The sequence below is a fragment of the Devosia sp. genome (assembly GCF_036676215.1).
In the GTDB taxonomy this organism is placed as follows: Bacteria; Pseudomonadota; Alphaproteobacteria; order Rhizobiales; family Devosiaceae; genus Devosia.
In genome coordinates, this window is the sequence record NZ_JAKFDJ010000129.1 from 20364 (window position 1) to 35798 (window position 15435).

At 62.8% G+C, this 15435-nt stretch carries 22 protein-coding genes; 8 read left to right on the forward strand and 14 right to left on the reverse strand.

From position 1 onward, the window contains the following. Positions 1-37 precede the first annotated feature (37 nt). Together V6M52_RS11715 and V6M52_RS11720 are read right to left on the reverse strand one after the other, a co-directional pair. Positions 38-856: a helix-turn-helix transcriptional regulator gene (locus tag V6M52_RS11715; protein WP_332701151.1), complete on the reverse strand. Its 819-nt coding sequence runs from the start codon at positions 854-856 to the stop codon at positions 38-40. Between the two features lie 327 nt (positions 857-1183). Further along, positions 1184-1738 (reverse strand): gluconokinase, encoded by a 555-nt coding sequence (locus V6M52_RS11720; RefSeq protein ID WP_332701152.1) that lies wholly within the window; start codon positions 1736-1738, stop codon positions 1184-1186. A gap of 156 nt (positions 1739-1894) precedes the next feature. On the opposite strand from V6M52_RS11720, the gene V6M52_RS11725 reads away from it, so the two are divergent. Continuing rightward, positions 1895-2158 (forward strand): hypothetical protein, encoded by a 264-nt coding sequence (locus V6M52_RS11725; protein ID WP_332693958.1) that lies wholly within the window; start codon positions 1895-1897, stop codon positions 2156-2158. Positions 2159-2164: 6 nt separating this feature from the next. On the opposite strand, the gene V6M52_RS11730 is transcribed toward V6M52_RS11725, so the two are convergent. Then, complete coding sequence (locus V6M52_RS11730; protein ID WP_332693955.1) at positions 2165-2935, reverse strand: SDR family oxidoreductase; 771 nt, start codon at positions 2933-2935, stop codon at positions 2165-2167. Positions 2936-3130: 195 nt separating this feature from the next. Between V6M52_RS11730 and gndA the strand changes: the two genes are divergently transcribed. From gndA to V6M52_RS11745, 3 genes are read left to right on the forward strand one after another with little or no spacing between them, the layout of a single operon-like run. Next, positions 3131-4549, forward strand: coding sequence for an NADP-dependent phosphogluconate dehydrogenase (gene gndA, locus V6M52_RS11735; RefSeq protein ID WP_332701153.1), 1419 nt, complete (start codon positions 3131-3133; stop codon positions 4547-4549). A gap of 33 nt (positions 4550-4582) precedes the next feature. Further along, positions 4583-4771 (forward strand): nuclear transport factor 2 family protein, encoded by a 189-nt coding sequence (locus V6M52_RS11740; protein WP_332701154.1) that lies wholly within the window; start codon positions 4583-4585, stop codon positions 4769-4771. Between the two features lie 5 nt (positions 4772-4776). Next, positions 4777-4950, forward strand: coding sequence for a nuclear transport factor 2 family protein (locus tag V6M52_RS11745; RefSeq protein WP_332693946.1), 174 nt, complete (start codon positions 4777-4779; stop codon positions 4948-4950). Between the two features lie 70 nt (positions 4951-5020). On the opposite strand, the gene V6M52_RS11750 is transcribed toward V6M52_RS11745, so the two are convergent. From V6M52_RS11750 to V6M52_RS11780, 7 genes are all read right to left on the reverse strand, one after another. After that, entirely contained in the window at positions 5021-5485 is a 465-nt protein-coding gene (locus tag V6M52_RS11750; RefSeq protein WP_332693943.1) for a DUF2214 domain-containing protein, read from the reverse strand. Then, on the reverse strand, positions 5485-5877 hold the full coding sequence (locus V6M52_RS11755) for a DUF6152 family protein (RefSeq protein WP_332693940.1): 393 nt from the start codon (positions 5875-5877) through the stop codon (positions 5485-5487). The genes V6M52_RS11750 and V6M52_RS11755 overlap by 1 nt, the downstream gene beginning before the upstream one ends. 219 nt (positions 5878-6096) lie before the next feature. After that, a complete protein-coding gene (locus tag V6M52_RS11760; RefSeq protein WP_332693937.1) occupies positions 6097-6588 on the reverse strand; it encodes a GNAT family N-acetyltransferase in 492 nt (163 codons plus the stop codon). After that, positions 6585-7067 carry a GNAT family N-acetyltransferase gene (locus tag V6M52_RS11765; protein ID WP_332693934.1) on the reverse strand — a complete coding sequence of 161 codons (483 nt, stop codon included), beginning with the start codon at positions 7065-7067 and terminating at the stop codon, positions 6585-6587. The genes V6M52_RS11760 and V6M52_RS11765 overlap by 4 nt, the downstream gene beginning before the upstream one ends. Beyond that, positions 7045-8388 carry a TCR/Tet family MFS transporter gene (locus V6M52_RS11770; RefSeq protein ID WP_332693930.1) on the reverse strand — a complete coding sequence of 448 codons (1344 nt, stop codon included), beginning with the start codon at positions 8386-8388 and terminating at the stop codon, positions 7045-7047. The genes V6M52_RS11765 and V6M52_RS11770 overlap by 23 nt, the downstream gene beginning before the upstream one ends. Positions 8389-8502: 114 nt before the next feature. Continuing rightward, positions 8503-9720, reverse strand: coding sequence for an FAD-dependent monooxygenase (locus tag V6M52_RS11775; protein WP_332701155.1), 1218 nt, complete (start codon positions 9718-9720; stop codon positions 8503-8505). Between the two features lie 8 nt (positions 9721-9728). After that, positions 9729-9974: a zinc-finger domain-containing protein gene (locus V6M52_RS11780; protein ID WP_332693925.1), complete on the reverse strand. Its 246-nt coding sequence runs from the start codon at positions 9972-9974 to the stop codon at positions 9729-9731. A 161-nt stretch (positions 9975-10135) separates the two neighbouring features. Between V6M52_RS11780 and V6M52_RS11785 the strand changes: the two genes are divergently transcribed. From V6M52_RS11785 to V6M52_RS11795, 3 genes are all read left to right on the forward strand, one after another. Further along, positions 10136-10906 carry an alpha/beta fold hydrolase gene (locus V6M52_RS11785; RefSeq protein ID WP_332701156.1) on the forward strand — a complete coding sequence of 257 codons (771 nt, stop codon included), beginning with the start codon at positions 10136-10138 and terminating at the stop codon, positions 10904-10906. A 79-nt stretch (positions 10907-10985) separates the two neighbouring features. Next, entirely contained in the window at positions 10986-11813 is an 828-nt protein-coding gene (cysE, locus tag V6M52_RS11790) for a serine O-acetyltransferase (protein WP_332701157.1), read from the forward strand. A 119-nt stretch (positions 11814-11932) separates the two neighbouring features. Further along, on the forward strand, positions 11933-12151 hold the full coding sequence (locus V6M52_RS11795) for a DUF3126 family protein (protein ID WP_332689668.1): 219 nt from the start codon (positions 11933-11935) through the stop codon (positions 12149-12151). Between the two features lie 3 nt (positions 12152-12154). Here V6M52_RS11795 and V6M52_RS11800 read toward each other — a convergent pair whose 3' ends face one another. Continuing rightward, positions 12155-12787, reverse strand: a complete 633-nt coding sequence (locus V6M52_RS11800; protein WP_332701158.1) for a hypothetical protein — start codon at positions 12785-12787, stop codon at positions 12155-12157. 156 nt (positions 12788-12943) lie between these two features. Between V6M52_RS11800 and V6M52_RS11805 the strand changes: the two genes are divergently transcribed. Continuing rightward, positions 12944-13264 carry a DUF6949 family protein gene (locus tag V6M52_RS11805; protein WP_332689663.1) on the forward strand — a complete coding sequence of 107 codons (321 nt, stop codon included), beginning with the start codon at positions 12944-12946 and terminating at the stop codon, positions 13262-13264. A gap of 142 nt (positions 13265-13406) precedes the next feature. Here V6M52_RS11805 and V6M52_RS11810 read toward each other — a convergent pair whose 3' ends face one another. From V6M52_RS11810 to V6M52_RS11820, 3 genes are all read right to left on the reverse strand, one after another. Then, positions 13407-14039, reverse strand: a complete 633-nt coding sequence (locus V6M52_RS11810) for a transglutaminase-like cysteine peptidase (RefSeq protein ID WP_332701159.1) — start codon at positions 14037-14039, stop codon at positions 13407-13409. Between the two features lie 141 nt (positions 14040-14180). Next, positions 14181-14705 (reverse strand): hypothetical protein, encoded by a 525-nt coding sequence (locus tag V6M52_RS11815; protein WP_332689657.1) that lies wholly within the window; start codon positions 14703-14705, stop codon positions 14181-14183. Between the two features lie 82 nt (positions 14706-14787). Further along, positions 14788-15420: a PilZ domain-containing protein gene (locus tag V6M52_RS11820; RefSeq protein ID WP_442881853.1), complete on the reverse strand. Its 633-nt coding sequence runs from the start codon at positions 15418-15420 to the stop codon at positions 14788-14790. Positions 15421-15435: the final 15 nt, after the last annotated feature.

The following is a 15435-nucleotide window of genomic DNA, read 5'->3' on the forward strand; positions in this document are numbered from 1 at the left end:
GCGCGGGTTTCAGCAGCAGGGTTAGGGGGCGGCGGCGTCACGCTGCAACGCGAAAGCCCGCGGGCATAGCTTTTGCCCGCGCGCATAGTCGTTGCGTCTCGGATCGTCCAATTGCCTCGGAAGGCTCAGTTTTCCTCGTCGCGCCAGCGCTTGTGCAGGCCGGGGGGATGCCGAAGCGGCGGCGGTAGGCGTTGATGAAATTGCTTGATTGCGTGTAGCCGACGCGCCAGGCGATCTGTTTCAGGGGCACGTCGATGCCGGCGTCCAGTATCTGCCGGGCCAGATCGAGGCGCGCATCGCGCAAATAGTCGAAGACCGTGGTCCCAAACAACTGGCGGAAGCCGAGGTTGAGGCGCTTCGCACTCAGCCCGACGGAATGGGCCAGATCGTGCAAGCCGGGCGGTTGTGCCACGTCCGCGACCAGTCGGTCGCGCGCTTCGCGGACGCGATTTAGTTCACGTGGGGAAAGCTCGATACGGGGTAGGTCATCGTGGCGCAGGGCGTCAAGCTGGTGCGCGAGGAGTTCGAGCACCTTGGCCTCGCGGTAGAGGGTGCCCATCCGCCCCGCATAGAGTGGGCGAGAAAGGTTCTGCGCAGCCCTGACCGCGGGCGCCGCCAGCGAGCGCATCAGCGAAAGCGGGTCGGCGCCGGGGCGAACCGCTGTCCGGACGAGTTCGGGCAGGTCGTCCTCGGTCGCGAGTTGCTCGATAACGTTGGGTTTGAGCTTGAGGGCGAGGCAGCGCCAGAGCGCCTGCGACTGGACTTGATAGCTTATCCGTCGGCGCGAAGGAGTCAGCGCAAAGAGCCGCGCCTCATCCCGCCAGGATTGATCCTCATTGCCCTCGGCGACCACCATGCCGGCGCCGCTCAACATACAGCCGAGCACAATGGTGCCGTCCGGTGCGACGAGGCCGGAGCTGAGGGTGAAGTCCGTTTCCGCCCGACCTCCAACTGGTACAGGACCACGCCGGGCCGGACCTCGGAACACTCCATGAAGCCACGGAACGGGCCGTCGGTAAAGTCACCGCGATCGATCACTTCGACGGACAGTGCATCGCTGCGGTCGTTTCGGCGAAAGACCAAGGGCTGATCAAATTGCGACCTCTTTTTCCAATAAGGGGCGAGGAGATATACTGTCCGGACTAAGAAAGGAACCCCGAGGCGGGCTCGCGCCGCCGGCCCATTACTGCCAGCGTTTGAAGGTCTTGAGGTGATCGAGCGCCTTGAGGGCCGTCTGGGTGATTTTCTCGACGCTATCGGTCACTGGCACCACGAGGACGTTTTCGGTCGTCGGGTCGGGAACTTCCAGGGTCGCGAACTGGCTGTCGAGGAGGCTGGTCGGCATGTATTCGTGCTGTCGTTTCGCCATGCGTTCGGCGATGACCTCGCGGCCGCCGTCGAGATAGACGAAGAGAACGGGCTCGCCCGCCTTGTCGGTCAGGAACTGCCGATAGGCCCGCCTGAGCGCGGAGCAGGCGCCCATGGCGGCGCCCTTCTTGTCAGCTGCTTCGTGGAGGGCGAGGGCGAGGCGTTCGAGCCAGGGCCAGCGATCTTCATCGGTGAGGGGGATGCCGGCCCGCATTTTCTCGACATTGGCTTCGGGGTGATAGCCGTCACCATCGAGGAAGGGGACATGCAGGCGGCGGGCGATGGATTGGCCGACCGTCGACTTGCCCGACGAACTGACGCCCATGACGATGATGATGCGGGCAGGTATGAGCGTGCGGTTGGAGGTCATCGAGCAGGGCTCCCTGTTCGGCCGGATTTTGCCGCGCCACAGGGCTGAACGCTGACTGAACGGTCACGCCAGCATGGGTGCAGGTTGCCCGATGCAGAATGGCAAGGGTCGGGTTCGGCATGGTGCCGGCATCCCGCGCCAGATCGGAGCATTGTCATGAAAACTCTCGCCATCCTCGCTGCCCTCTGCCTGCCCGTTGTGCCGGCGTTTGCCGTGGACAATTTCTACGATACGTCTACCAAGCTCAATATCGGCCAGTTTGCTGGCAATTGCGCCAGCATGGGCGGCGATTTCATCTCCCATGGCAGCAATGCTGGCACCTGCAAGACCGATTCCGGGTTGGACGTCACCTGCGCGCGCGATCAGGGTATCACCACCTGTTCAGGTGTGGTGCCGAAGACGCCCAAGACGCCGGCCTGAGGCCCCTCAGACGGTCGCCGTGAACGCGCCGTCGACATAGAGGATGTGCCCGTTGACGAAGCGGGCCGCCTCCGAGGCCAGGAATACCACGGCGCCGCCCAGTTCCTCGGGTTGGCCCCAGCGGCCCATTGGCGTGCGGGTCTCGATCCAGGCGTTGAACTTGTCGTCCTTAAGCAGAGCCTCGTTGAGTTCGGTGGCGAAGTAGCCCGGCGCGATACCGTTGATGTTAAGGCCATGCCGGGCCCAGTCGACTGCCATGCCACGTGTAATGTTGGCGACGGCCGCCTTGGTGGCGGCGTAAGGGGCAACGGACGGCCGGGACAGCTCGGAGAGGAGCGAGCAGATATTGATGATTTTGCCGGCGCCGCGGGAGATCATGTGGCGGGCCACGGGCTGGCTGACATTGAACACCGAGGTCAGGTTGGTGGCGATGACCTGGTCGAATTTTTCCGGCGGAAAGGCCTCGAGGCTGGAACGAAACTGCATGCCGGCATTGTTGACCAGGATATCGATGGGGCCGATCTCTTCTTCGATATGAGTGACCGCCTCGTTGATGCTGTCGCGGCTGGTCACATCGAAGGCAACGGCATTCACCGTCGTGCCGGTGGCAGCAAGGTCGTGCGCGGCGGCCCCCAGGGCCACGCTGTCCCGGGCATTGAGGATCACGGCCGCCCCAGCACCGGCAAGGGCGCGGGCCATGGCAAAACCGAGGCCACGGCTGGAGCCGGTGATTAGCGCGCGCTTGCCGGAAAGATCGAACGGATTGGGGGAAGCCAAGGACAGTCTCCACTTTTGAGGAACCCTATGCAGACGGGCTTGCCCCGGCAAGCCATTCTACCATACAAGACGCCACAATCGGCCGAAATTCCCCAAATACGACTTCCGTATGGGGCGGGTTTGTGGTCAGTTCCCCGCCGCGAGCCATGCGCTGCAGGCATGGACAAGACGAAGAGTTCTCGGAAGGACGTTTGTATGTCGACAGCGGATATCGGCCTGATTGGCCTGGCGGTTATGGGTTCCAACCTGGCGCTGAACATTGCCGAAAAGGGCTACACCATCGCTGTTCACAACCGGTCCGCGAGCAAGATCGACGACTTCGTGGTGACCGCGAAAGGGCAGGGGCTTAACGGCAAGGTCATTCCCAAGGCGGATCTGGCTGACTTCGTGCAGTCGGTGAAGCGTCCGCGCTCGATCATCATCATGGTCAAGGCCGGCAAGCCGGTGGACGAGATGATCGAGCAGTTGCTGCCCCATCTGGAGCAGGGCGACGCCATCATCGAGTGCGGTAACTCCCTTTTCACTGACACCCAACGCCGATTCGACTATCTCAAGCCCAAGGGCATCGGCTATCTCGGCGTCGGCGTATCGGGCGGCGAAGAGGGCGCGCGCCATGGTCCCTCGATCATGGTGGGTGGCTCCAAGGAGCAGTGGCATAATGCCGAGGCGGTGCTGACCGCCATCGCCGCCCAGTTCAATGGCGAAAGCTGCTGCGCTTATCTCGGCGAAGGTGGCGCTGGCCATTTCGTCAAGACTATCCACAACGGCATCGAATATGGCGACATGCAGATGATCGCCGAGGTCTATGGCGTGATGCGCGACGGTCTGGGCATGAATCCCGCCCAGTGCGCCGACGTGTTCAAGGAGTGGAACAAGGGTCCACTCAATTCCTATCTCATTGAAATCACCGGCCATGTGCTGGCTGCGGTCGATGATCAGACCGGCAAGCCGCTGGTCGAACTGGTCCTCGACAAGGCTGGCCAGAAGGGCACCGGCGTGTGGTCCGCCATTGTCGCCCAGCAGATGGGCGTGCCGGCAACGGCCATCGAAGGCGCCGTCGCGGCCCGTTCGATCTCGTCGCGCAAGGATGAGCGCGTGGCAGCCGAAGCCATCTATGGCAATCCGAACCGCGCCAGGACCGATGTGACGCTGGCAGACCTCGAGAAGGCGCTACTGGCCGGCAAGATCGTTTCCTATGCGCAGGGCTTTGCGGTGATCGCCAAGGCGTCGGAGGAAAATGGCTGGAGCCTGCCGCTTGCCACCATCGCCAAGATCTGGCGCGCCGGTTGCATCATCCGCTCGCGCTTCCTCGACCAGATGTCGGCGGCCTATGCCAAGGGCGGCAATGCCAACCTGCTGGTTGTGCCGGATTTCGTGACGCTGATGAAGGATACCCATCCTTCGCTGCGCAAGGTGGTGGCTGCGGCTGCGGTCGGCGAATTCCCGATGATCTGCCTGTCGGCGGCGCTCAGCTATTTCGACAGCTACCGCCAGGCTCAGGGTACGGCGAACCTCACGCAGGGCCAGCGCGACTTCTTCGGCGCGCATGGCTTCGAGATCGTCGGCCGCGGCACCGACCTGCACGGGACCTGGCCGAGCACGCTGGGCAAGTAGGCATACGGGGCCTTTTTTGTCTGGAGCTGCATCATGACACCGCAGGATCTGCTGAAGCGGTATGAAAACCGCATCAATCTGCATCGGTTCGATGCGGTCGCGCCGCTGATCGCTGCCGATGCGGTGTTTTGGTTCAACGACGGCTCATTTGTCGGGACAGACGCTATCCGCGGCGCGTTCGAGCGGACCTGGGCCGGCCTTGCCAATGCGACTACTGGCTGACGGACATGCGCTGGATCGCATCGGGCGATGTGGCGGCGAGTTGTATCTATCAGTTCAATTGGAAGGCCAGGATGGACGGCGGGGATGCTTCCGGCATCGGACGCGGAACGACCGTGCTCCACAAGGGTGCTGATGGTTGGCAGATCGTGCATGAGCACTTGAGCGGCATGCCCGGCTAACCCTTGCCCGGCTAGGCGTTGATGCCGGGGCTCCTATTTTTGGGACTTGGCCGAGCACGCGGCAAGTAGCCTAGACGAATCCGATCCAGCGGCCGGCGACGAGCGCCGCGAGCCAGAATAGTCCCGAAAGGGCGGCCTGTGCCCGCAGGCGGGCTGTTACCAAGCCGCCGGCGGTGGCCGCTTTCCAGTCCGCGCTGAAGTCCAATGCGAGAGCATTGGCAATGGCGAGCGCGAGCAGGACCAGCTTGGCCAAGAAGGCGGGATTGGCCACGTATTCGGCTGGCCGCACGCTGAAGAGCGCAAGTCCGGTGATGACAGCAAGCGCGACGCCGAACTTGGCGGCCCCGGCAAGGATCGGCCCGATAGTGCCGAGCGGCGCCGAGCGAAGCGCGCCGAGCAGGCGAGCATCGAGGAGCAGGATCGGACCAAGCAGCAGGCCGACGCCCAGGATATGGGCGGCATTGACGAACAGATAGAGGGTACTCGACTGGCGCAGCAATAGTGCGCCTGGCCATTGGCCGATGGCCTCGAGCATCAGTTCGTGGGGATCCGGTCCGGGTAGATATCGAAGACCTGGCCCTCAACGGTGATGCGGACCGCCTTCATGCGCAGGGCGCCACCGCTGTCGCGGTTACCCAGCGCCACGATCTCCTGACCGACCTCGGCCGAGCCTTCGACGAAGCCGGACCGCTCGGTCTGGGCTGGATTGCCCAGTTCGACGGTCCACATTTCGCCGTCGGCATCCACCTCGATGATGGGGTGGGGTGGGGCGATGGTGATGCTGGCGATGAGGCCGGTTAGCTCGATCTGACCCTGGTCGGCCCAGGTCCAGCCATGATGGGCAAAAGCTGCGGTGGTGAGGATGGCGGCCAAAGCGGTGGCGGCGAGAACCGGACGAGCAGATCGTCTAAAGGCGGTGATCGACATGGCGTGCTCCATTTCGTCAAAACGGCCAGAGGTGAAATGGAGCAGACCGGATCGGGATGCATCCTGCCAGTCAAGAAATCGCGACTAGAGGGCCCGGAACATCACATAGCTGTCCACATAGCCGTGGATCGGATGATTGAACGCCCGGGGCAGGGTGCGGTGAATTGAAGGCCCCGATTTGGCTGGGCTTTGTCAGGTCTGCTGGCCTTCGTGGTCTCGTCAGCGATGCTTGATGTAAAGTGATTGTTCGGCATCAAAACGGCGTAGCCGTCGCATCTCGGTGAAACCTAGTCGTTCGAGAAGGCGGCAGGAGGCAGCATTGGCCGTCTGCGTTTCGGCGACGATGCAATCCAGGGTGCTGTCATTGCTAAACCTGTAATGTAGCGCCTTGGCCATGGCCTCCCTAGCGAAGCCGGCCCCCCAGAACCTGGGCAGCACCAGGTAGGAGACTTCGATGTGCTCGCTGTCATGGTGCAGATGGAAGTCAATTGTGCCGATCCGTTCTCCGGTCTGGCGCAGTACGATGATCATGGCTTGGCGCGATGGATCAACCATCATGTGACTGAGTTGTCGCCGCGCAGCTTTGGCCGTGGCTGCACCCCCAAGATAGCGGCGAACGTCGCCATCGGTGTGCAGCGCCACCAGCAGCGCTTCGTCCTGCTCCGAAACGGCGTCGAGGCGGCAGCGCTCCGTCATCGCAAGCGTGGTCACAGCGTCCGGAACATCACGTAGCTGTCCACATAGCCGTGGACGGGGTGATTGAACGCCTGGGGCAGGGTGCCGACAATCCCAAAGCCCAGTTTCTGCCATAGGGCGACGGCCGGCTCGTTGGTGGACACCACGAAATTGAACTGGATGCCCAGGAAGCCCTGCGCGCGACAATAGTCGATGGAGTGGGCGCAGAGGGCCCGGGCGATGCCACGGCCACGAGCCGCCGGGGAGGTCATGTAGCCGCAGTTGGCGATGTGGCTGCCGCCGCCCTGCTGATTGGCGCGGACATAGCTGGCGCCCAGGACGACGCCATCGTCTTCTGCGACGAAGTTGACCTTCTCGGGCGAGGCGAAATAGGCGCGGGCAATGGCTTCGCTGCCGTCACGAGGCAGAGCGAAGGTTTCGCCTTCACGCATGATCGGCTCGATGATGACCCAGAGATGGGGCCAGTCGGCTTCAGTCGCGGATCGGATTTGCATCGGGGTCGTCGGCATCTTCGTCGATGGGAGGGACGCGGATCTGGCCCGGGGGCGGCATGTCCGGAACATGAGGCTTGTTGGCGATCGATGGGCGGTGGCCGAGTTCGAAGCGCCAGGCGGCGAAGGCGAACAGCACCAGCGCCATGACCACACAGATCGACGCGGCAAGGAATGGCGCGCCGGGGAAGTAGCCGGGAGAGTCAGCGGCGGTGGTGAAATAGGAGAAGATCTGGGTGGCGGCCAGCGGCCCGATGATGGTCGCCAGCGAGTTGGCCCCGTTGACGGCGCCCTGCAACTCACCCTGCGCATTGTCGGGCACCTGCCGTGACAGTACGCCATTGATGGCAGGGGCGGCGAGACCGCTGATCGCGCCCACCATGATGAACACGTAGAGGTAGAACACCTGGTCGGTAAAGGCGACGCCGGCAAAGGCGGCAATGGCGGCCAGCAGGCCAAGAATCGCCACCGGGGGTTCGCCGACGCGCTTGACCATCGGACCGACCAGAAAGGCCTGGCAGATGGCAAAGCCGATACCGAAAGCGCCGAGCGCACGCCCGATATTGGATGAGGTGAAGCGGAAGACTTCCACGGTGAAATAGCTGAACACGGTTGGCAGTGCCTGCGCCGCCAGCGAGAAGGCGAACAGCACGGCGAGCAGCCAGATAACCACGGGGTACTGGCGAAGGGCGATGATCGCGCCAAACGGATTGGCGCGGCGGATGTCGAACTTGCGGCGCGAATGCCTGGGCAGGCTTTCGGGCAACACCAGGAGGCCGAAGAGGAAATTGGCGAAAGCCAGGCCTGCCGCGGCGTAGAAGGGTACGCGCGGGCCGAACTCGCCAAGCTCACCGCCGATGACTGGGCCGATGATGAAGCCAAGCCCGAACGCCGCGCCAATGAGGCCGAAGCGGTGGGTGCGCTTATGGGGCGGCGTTATGTCGGCCATGTACGCTGTGGCGGTGGCCACGGCGGCGCCGGCAATGCCGGCAATCACGCGGCCGATGAACAGGTACCAGACCACCGGGGCGATCGACATCATCAGGTAATCGAAGGTGAGACCGAGGAGCGAGGCCAGCAGCACCGGGCGACGGCCGAACCGGTCTGAGAGGTTTCCCAGCACCGGCGAGAAAACAAACTGCATGAAGGCATAGGTGAAGACCAGGTAGCCACCGAGCACGGCGGCATTCGCGACGCTGCCGCCGGTCAGGTCTTCGAGCAGTTCGGGAAGCACCGGCACGATGATGCCAACGCCGATCATATCAAGCAGGATCGTCACCAGAATGCAGGCGAGAGTCAGGCGTGAACGGGTCGCTGCTTGCATGCTGGGGGCGCTAACCTTTTGAATTGCGGCCGGTCTGACTTTGTCGCGCAGTTGACACAGCCGAGCCTTTCAACGCAAGGCCGTAGGGCCATGCAAGGTTCCATGCAAGTGCCATCAGTCTGCCGCGCGTCGGGCCCGCGTCGGTGCGACCACAGGTTGAGCGTCATGCCCGTAAAGCCAGGCCAGGCGGCGCAGATGGCCGCGGCGACCCTGCATGGCAATGGCGAGATTGCGCGCCAGGCTGAACGGCCATTGCAGGTGGAAGATGCGACCATTGGTGGCGGATGTGCGGGCGACCCGTGCCACGCGATTGCGACGCTGGCGGTGATATTTTTCAAAGGCAACTTCGGCGCTGACCTCCGCGATGAGGAGGGGCGCCAGAGCGGCTGCATCCTCGATGCCCATTGCCGCGCCCTGGGCCTGGAAAGGCACCATGGCGTGCGCCGCATCGCCGATAATTCCGATATTGCCGGTGTGCCACTCGGATGCACGAACCGTATAGAGGGGCCATGGCGACCACGTGTCGCCGGCCGCCGTCAGCAGGGCGTCGACGCGTGGGCTCTGCGTGCGGGCTCCGGGCAATTGGGGCCGGGTGCCGAGTTCGCTTTTGGCCTGGGTCACCTTGGCAAAGAGCGCCAGATTGATCTGGCGGCGATGCGGCAAGGGGTAGCAGACCATATGGTAGTCGGGTCCGAACAGCACCGTGACGCGGTCGAGCGCGATCTGCCCGGCGGCCGAATCGAAGGACAACAGCGTGCGCCAGGCCACGCGATGCCCGTATCGAGCCTGCGGCCCGCCAATGATATCGGTCCGCGTGTGCGAATGCACGCCGTCGGCGCCGATGAAGGCCAGCCCGCGGCCGGTTCGCGACTGGCCGTTGGCCTCATCGATCGAGACGGTAATGCCGTGGGCATGTGACTTCACATCCCAGGATCGGACGCCGAAGAGGATGTCGATATTGGCGAAACGCCGGCAAGCCCTGTAGAGCGTGTCGGCAAGATCGGCCCGGTGCATCACCGCGTAGGGCGCCCCGAACCGCTCGCGCATTATGGCGCCCAGTTCGAGCGTCACCAGCGGCGTTTGTCGGCGATAGGGGAAGATATCGATGCCGTTGGGTTCAAGGCTGCGGGCCGTCAGGGCCTCATCGAGGCCGAGATTGTTGAGTACTTTCCGGGCATTAGGGCTGATTTGCAGGCCGGCGCCGAATTCGGAGATGGTCGGGCTGCGCTCGAGCACGACGACAGTCGCGCCGGACTTTGCCAGGGCCAGAGCCAGCGTCAACCCGGATATGCCCGCGCCCGCGATGTAATAGGTGCGGCCCGTGCCGGGCATGGCAGATCTCAGGCAGCGTCGGCGTGGAAAATGGCGGAGAGCGGATTGGACGTGCCGGCGGCCAGTCGCGAATTGAACACGTAATGCGTTGAACAATAAGGACAAACGGCTTCGCTGTCCTTGCCCATGTCGATGTAGATATGGGGATGATCAAACGGGGGCAAGGCGCCGACGCACTGGAATTCCTTGGAGCCGACCTCGATCTGGCGGAGCCCCTCGGTGTTATGGAAATGGGGCGTTGTGCCGTGTGCCATGACGATAAACCTGTTTGATTTGGCCGGACCATATGCCAAGGACGGGTTGAAGGAAAGGGTTCACAACCCATTCAAGCAGACGGCAGATACCGCCAATTTGCTGGCATCATGCTGGCGGTTTGCTTGCCGTTTTCTCATTTTTCGAAGCAGGATTTCAGCTCGTGCCCAAATTCCAGTCCGATGGTTTGACCCTCGCCTACGAATCCGCTGGCGACGGCCCGCCGGTGCTGTGCATCCATGGCTTCGCATCGAGCGGCAAGGTCAACTGGATCGACACCGGCTGGGTCGAGACGCTTACGGGCGCCGGGTATCGGGCCATTACGCTGGACAATCGGGGGCATGGCGATTCTGACAAGCCCTACGACCCCGAGCGATACTATCCGAGCAACATGGCGCGTGATGCCGTAGCGCTGCTCGACCATCTCGGCATCAGCCGAGCCGCCATTCTGGGCTATTCGATGGGCGCCAGGATATCGGCCTTCATGGCCTTCGAGCATGAGGAGCGGGTGGCCTGCGCGATCTTTGGCGGCATGGGGATGAACCTGATCAATGGGCTCAGCGACGGCAATGACATCATTGCCGGGCTGCGGGCGCCGGCGCTGGAGGGGCTGACCCATCCGACCGCGCGGCAATTCCGCATCTTTGCCGAACATACCGGGGCTGACCGGGAGGCGCTGGCGGCCTGCATGGAAACCTCGCGCCAGCCAATGGCCCGGGCCGATGCGCGGCGGATCGCCGTGCCTGTGCTGGTGGCGGTGGGTGAAGCCGACGAGATGGCCGGCCCACCGGGCCCGCTGGCTGAGTTGATGGCGCATGCCGAAGCCTTCATCATTCCCAAACGCGACCATATGCGAGCGACCGGAGACAAGGCTTTCAAGGCGGCTGCACTGGCTTTCTTGAGCAGGACATTTGCCCAGGACAGGCAATCGTGAACCAAAAAACATGCGCGGGCTTTGTTTCAGGGCACCAGATAGCCTATATCGGTGTTTATCGATGAAGCGGAGACGCGCCATGTCAATCAGCGCCAAGAAGTCGGCGGAGATCAAATCGGTCGATCCGGTCTGGGACGCGGTCGTGGCGGGTGCGCGCCAGATCGTGGCGGCCGAGCCGTCACTGGCCAACATGGCGATATCGGCGATTCTCAATCACGATACGTTTGAGCAGGCGCTCGCGCATCGCCTGGCGGCCCGACTCGATCATGACGACGTGTCGGCCGACCTCATTCGTCAGGCCTTTGCAGAAACGCTCTTCGATGCGCCCGAGGTCGGCGAAAATGCGCGTGTCGATCTGGCTGCTACCCTCGAGCGCGATCCGGCGTGCCACCGAGCGATTGAGCCCTTGCTGTTCTTCAAGGGCTACCAGGCCATCCAGACGCATCGTTTCGCCCATGCCATGTTCAAGGCAGGTCGGCGGGACTTTGCGCTCTATCTGCAGAGCCGCTCCAGCCAGGTGTTCCAGGTCGACATCAACCCGGCCGTGCCGCTTGGCAAGGGCATCATGCTCGACCATGGCACGGGCCTCGTCATCGGCGAGACGGCGGTCGTTGGCGACAATGTCTCGTTGCTGCAGGGCGTGACCCTGGGCGGTACCGGCAAGTCGGATCAGGATCGCCACCCCAAGATCGGCAATGGCGTGCTGATCGGGGCGGGCGCCAAGGTGCTGGGCAATATCCGGATCGGCGACTGCTCGCGGATCGGCGCCGGCTCCGTAGTGCTCAAGGAAGTGCCACCGCGTGTGACCGTTGCCGGGGTGCCGGCCAAGGTGATCGGGGAAGCCGGCTGTGCGCAACCAGCGCTGGTCATGGACCAAATGGTTTTGGTACACGACCTCAACACCTGAGGCGGAAACGCCTGCCTCAAGTCAACAGCGTTGCAGGCGATATGCTCCTTCTCAGGGGTTGTCTCCGGCATTTCAGCCACTAGATTGCCGCCTCAACGCAAATCAGCAGGACACCACCAGTGAACCATCCCGAGATCATCAAGCTGCAGAAATTCCTGCAACTGAAGTTCAACAACAAGAACATCGACGTGCGTCCGCGCCACAAGCTCAACGATTCAGTCGAAGTGTTCATCGGCGATGAATCGATCGGGCTCATTCACGTGGACGACGAGGACGGCGACAAGTCCTACATCTTCAACATGTCGATCCTCGATATCGATCTGGACGAAGTCAGCTAGGCCTTACCGCCAGGCACCGATCGGAGCGAGCCAGCGCTCCATTTCGGCATCGAACTGACGCCACGATTGCAGAATCGTGGCGTCGAAGGTGTAGACGGCGGCAATGCCGCTGGGCAGGTAGACAGTGCGCACGCACTGCGCGGCGCCCTCAATAGCCACTGGCTCCAGACATTTTGCCACGAACGGATCGGGCGAGAGCGCGTCGTACCAGACAGTCTCCCCACTATAGCCGTTGCTGTCGCGCATCGGCTTGCCCACGAGGCCGGGCACACCGCCCAGTGAGGCATTTTCAAACTGATGCAGGTAGACGCGGTCGAGCAAGGCGCTGCTGGCTCGCGCCCGGCTGCGCGGCAGCAGCGTCACGTCGACTGATTTTGGCGGCTGGTCGGCGTCGGGCGTGAACTGGATGCGCAGGTCGATCTGGTCGGTGAAGCCGTCGCGAATTTGCTCGCCGTGGCGAAACCACGCCGACGGGATCGTCAGTTCGCGTCCGGAAATCGTCTGCAGGATGGGGTTGGTATCGGCAAGGGTCGGCGGAGGATCCCGCCTGGCCCGGCCCAATTCGTCTATCAGGTAGGCCGCCGCCACGGCCAGAAGCAGCACCAGAACCGCGATGCCCGCCAGATTATAGGCCAAGGAAGAGTGCCCCGAATGGCGGTCGGCCGCGGCCGGTTGCGAACTTATCTCCAGCATTAACCAGATTCGCCAAGGGGAGGTGACACGGCATGAGGGGGTCAATATGCTTAATGAAGGATTAACATTTCGCTTGATGTGCGGTGGGGACGGATTGGCATGACAAAGGAATTGTTGCTTGCAGTCTTCCTGATAGGCGTGGGGCTTTGCGTTGCGGGAGCGGGGACGCATCTCTATCAGTGGCTGGCCCGCCAGCAGGCCATGCTGCGCTATGACGGCAGCACTTTCGTCCGTTCGCTGGGCAATCTGTCGATGAGCTTTGTCTGCGGCCCTTACATCATGCTGCAGATGGGCTGGCAGCATGAAGAGGATGGCACTATCTCGATGACCTCGGCGCTGGTCTCGGCGGTCGTGGCCTTCGGCTGGGCCTTCATCACGGGCCTGCTGTTCATGGGTGCCTATGTGGCCATACGGTACTAAGCCGTTCATTCACTGCCTGAAATACAATGAGGCCAGCTTTGCAGCTGGCCTCATTCTTCAGACCCCTATCAGGGATAGGCAGGGGCGGGGTCCGGAACTCTGGAGCTCGATACCTGAGGGATGCAGGTCTCTTCGCTCCCTCTTAGTTGATGGCGGCGGTGGCGACGACGATTTCGCGGGTGTCGATCATGTCGACCCACTTGCCGGCATCGGCCTGGGACTGGCGCTTAATGAATTTGTAGGGCGTGCTGCTCCACAGGTCGACCGAGCCGACCTGGTTGTCGAGCACCAGGTCGCCGCGGTCGGTGCGGACCATGAGCACGGCGTGGCCTTCGCCGTTAGCCTGCTTGACCACGGACATCAGCAAAGTGCTGGCGGGCCAGCCGGCGTCGATGAGTTGGCGGCGCTTGGCGAGGGCATAGTCTTCACAGTCACCATAACCGTTGGGGTAGGTCCAGAACTCGGCGACCTTGTAGAGCTGTTCGTCGGTCACCGGGGTAACGCCCTGGTTGACGCTGGCGTTGACGCTGAGCAATTGCTGCCAAAGGCCTTCGGTCAGGGATACGGCGCCAACGGGGCTGGCATGCGGCCGGCATTCGTCGGGGCGGTTCTGACAGAACTCGAGGTGACCGACCGGAATGCTGGTGGTGGTGCCGACGGTCTGGACGAAGGCGACATTGGTGATGTCGAGCGCCTGGACGGGAATGACGGTGGCGGCCAATGCCAGAATGGCACCCAGTAGTGCGGTTCGCAGGCCCTTTTTGTTCGATGCCATTGTGTGATCTCCCTGATGGAGACCACGTTAGGGACGGCGGCTTAGGCCGGTCCGAAAACTGCCATGCAGTTTTTATGCATGTTTTATGGATGTCGTTCCGGCAAAATTAACCATGCAGGCCAGGGGCTTGGGTGGGAATGCTCAGGGATGGATTCTGGCGAGGACCTGCGCGTAGAGCGCGTCGTCCTGGCCGGCGCCCTGGCGGCATTGCTTGGAGCCGATATGGATCACGGCCACTTTTTGCCGCAAGTCTGACCGGTAGATGAACGACCTCTCGATCACCTGGCCGGGGCCGATATGCCAGTTCTGGTGATGGGCCACGAGGTCCTTGCCGTCCGCGTCCACGGCCAGCGCGGTGACGCAGACATAGTCATCGTCATGGGGATCGTTGTCGGTGAGCTGTTGGGTCAGATGCAACTGGCCACGCGACAGATCAAGCGTGATGGCAATGTCGACCCACTGATTGCGCTTCCAATCCCATTTCTGGTGATAGGCCGGACATTGCAGCGTTAGGCCGCTGGCCAGGCATTCGGCGATCCTGATCTGCTGCCAGGCATAGCCTGGCCAGTCGGCGCGGCCATCGGCAAAGGCGCCGTTGGGCGAGGCGAAGAACAGGAAGGTTGCGGCGAGGGTGGCGAGTGAGGGGGCGCGAAGCGGGCTTGTCATGAAAGCATCATAAATGCGTTGGCACGCCGGCGCCATTTCACCAAGGCGCGGGTCTCCCTTGCGGGAGCGCGCCATTCGAAAGTCAGTTCATGCGCAGGTTCTGCTGGATGACGGTCAGCATTTCCTGGGCGGAGGCGAATTCGACCGCGACGCCGTTCTGGAAGTGGCGGATGACGCGGGCGCGCATGCGGCCCAGGGTGACCGGCGTGCCCATGGCGGGGCGCACGTCCAACTCGATGGCGGCGCCGGACAGGGAAATGTCGATGATCTTGCAGTTGTAGCGGCGCCCGTCGTCGAGCACGACCGTGGAATGGCGGATATCGGGCACGACGCGTTCGTGGCGGCGATCCTCGGGCAGGTTGAGGACATCCTTGTTGGCCAGCCAGGTGAGCTGTGCCGCCATCTTGTCGCGCTTGCGCGGCGAGGCGGCGATGTCCATCAGAAAACCACCTTCTATCTGGTTGAGAATGGTTCCCTCGATACGGCCGATATGGTCCACGTAGGCGATGACCTTTTCGCCGGCAACGCCCGTAACAGGCGCGACGACGACTGCGTCGCCGGGCGACATTTCCAGAATCTGGCAGGGGAACTCGCGGCGGTCAGCCAGCATGTAGCGGCCCAGCACGGAAACGCGCACACGCTGGAACCTGCTCGACTCCGCGCGGGTCCGATTTGGGGCGATAAACTGCGGGGAGGGGAGGTCGTCGCTAAGCATTCGCCGGACCGCTGA

Coding starts and splice junctions, on each gene's coding strand:
- V6M52_RS11740 (WP_332701154.1), top strand. CDS start 4,583: ATGACACCGCAGGATCTGCTGAAGCGGTATGAAAACCGCATCAATCTG.
- V6M52_RS11750 (WP_332693943.1), bottom strand. CDS start 5,485: ATGCTCGAGGCCATCGGCCAATGGCCAGGCGCACTATTGCTGCGCCAG.
- V6M52_RS11725 (WP_332693958.1), top strand. CDS start 1,895: ATGAAAACTCTCGCCATCCTCGCTGCCCTCTGCCTGCCCGTTGTGCCG.
- V6M52_RS11820 (WP_442881853.1), bottom strand. CDS start 15,420: ATGCTTAGCGACGACCTCCCCTCCCCGCAGTTTATCGCCCCAAATCGG.
- V6M52_RS11720 (WP_332701152.1), bottom strand. CDS start 1,738: ATGACCTCCAACCGCACGCTCATACCTGCCCGCATCATCATCGTCATG.
- V6M52_RS11770 (WP_332693930.1), bottom strand. CDS start 8,388: ATGCAAGCAGCGACCCGTTCACGCCTGACTCTCGCCTGCATTCTGGTG.
- V6M52_RS11715 (WP_332701151.1), bottom strand. CDS start 856: ATGGTGGTCGCCGAGGGCAATGAGGATCAATCCTGGCGGGATGAGGCG.
- gndA (WP_332701153.1), top strand. CDS start 3,131: ATGTCGACAGCGGATATCGGCCTGATTGGCCTGGCGGTTATGGGTTCC.
- V6M52_RS11745 (WP_332693946.1), top strand. CDS start 4,777: ATGCGCTGGATCGCATCGGGCGATGTGGCGGCGAGTTGTATCTATCAG.
- V6M52_RS11815 (WP_332689657.1), bottom strand. CDS start 14,705: ATGACAAGCCCGCTTCGCGCCCCCTCACTCGCCACCCTCGCCGCAACC.
- V6M52_RS11755 (WP_332693940.1), bottom strand. CDS start 5,877: ATGTCGATCACCGCCTTTAGACGATCTGCTCGTCCGGTTCTCGCCGCC.
- V6M52_RS11805 (WP_332689663.1), top strand. CDS start 12,944: ATGACAAAGGAATTGTTGCTTGCAGTCTTCCTGATAGGCGTGGGGCTT.
- V6M52_RS11775 (WP_332701155.1), bottom strand. CDS start 9,720: ATGCCCGGCACGGGCCGCACCTATTACATCGCGGGCGCGGGCATATCC.
- cysE (WP_332701157.1), top strand. CDS start 10,986: ATGTCAATCAGCGCCAAGAAGTCGGCGGAGATCAAATCGGTCGATCCG.
- V6M52_RS11780 (WP_332693925.1), bottom strand. CDS start 9,974: ATGGCACACGGCACAACGCCCCATTTCCATAACACCGAGGGGCTCCGC.
- V6M52_RS11810 (WP_332701159.1), bottom strand. CDS start 14,039: ATGGCATCGAACAAAAAGGGCCTGCGAACCGCACTACTGGGTGCCATT.
- V6M52_RS11765 (WP_332693934.1), bottom strand. CDS start 7,067: ATGCAAATCCGATCCGCGACTGAAGCCGACTGGCCCCATCTCTGGGTC.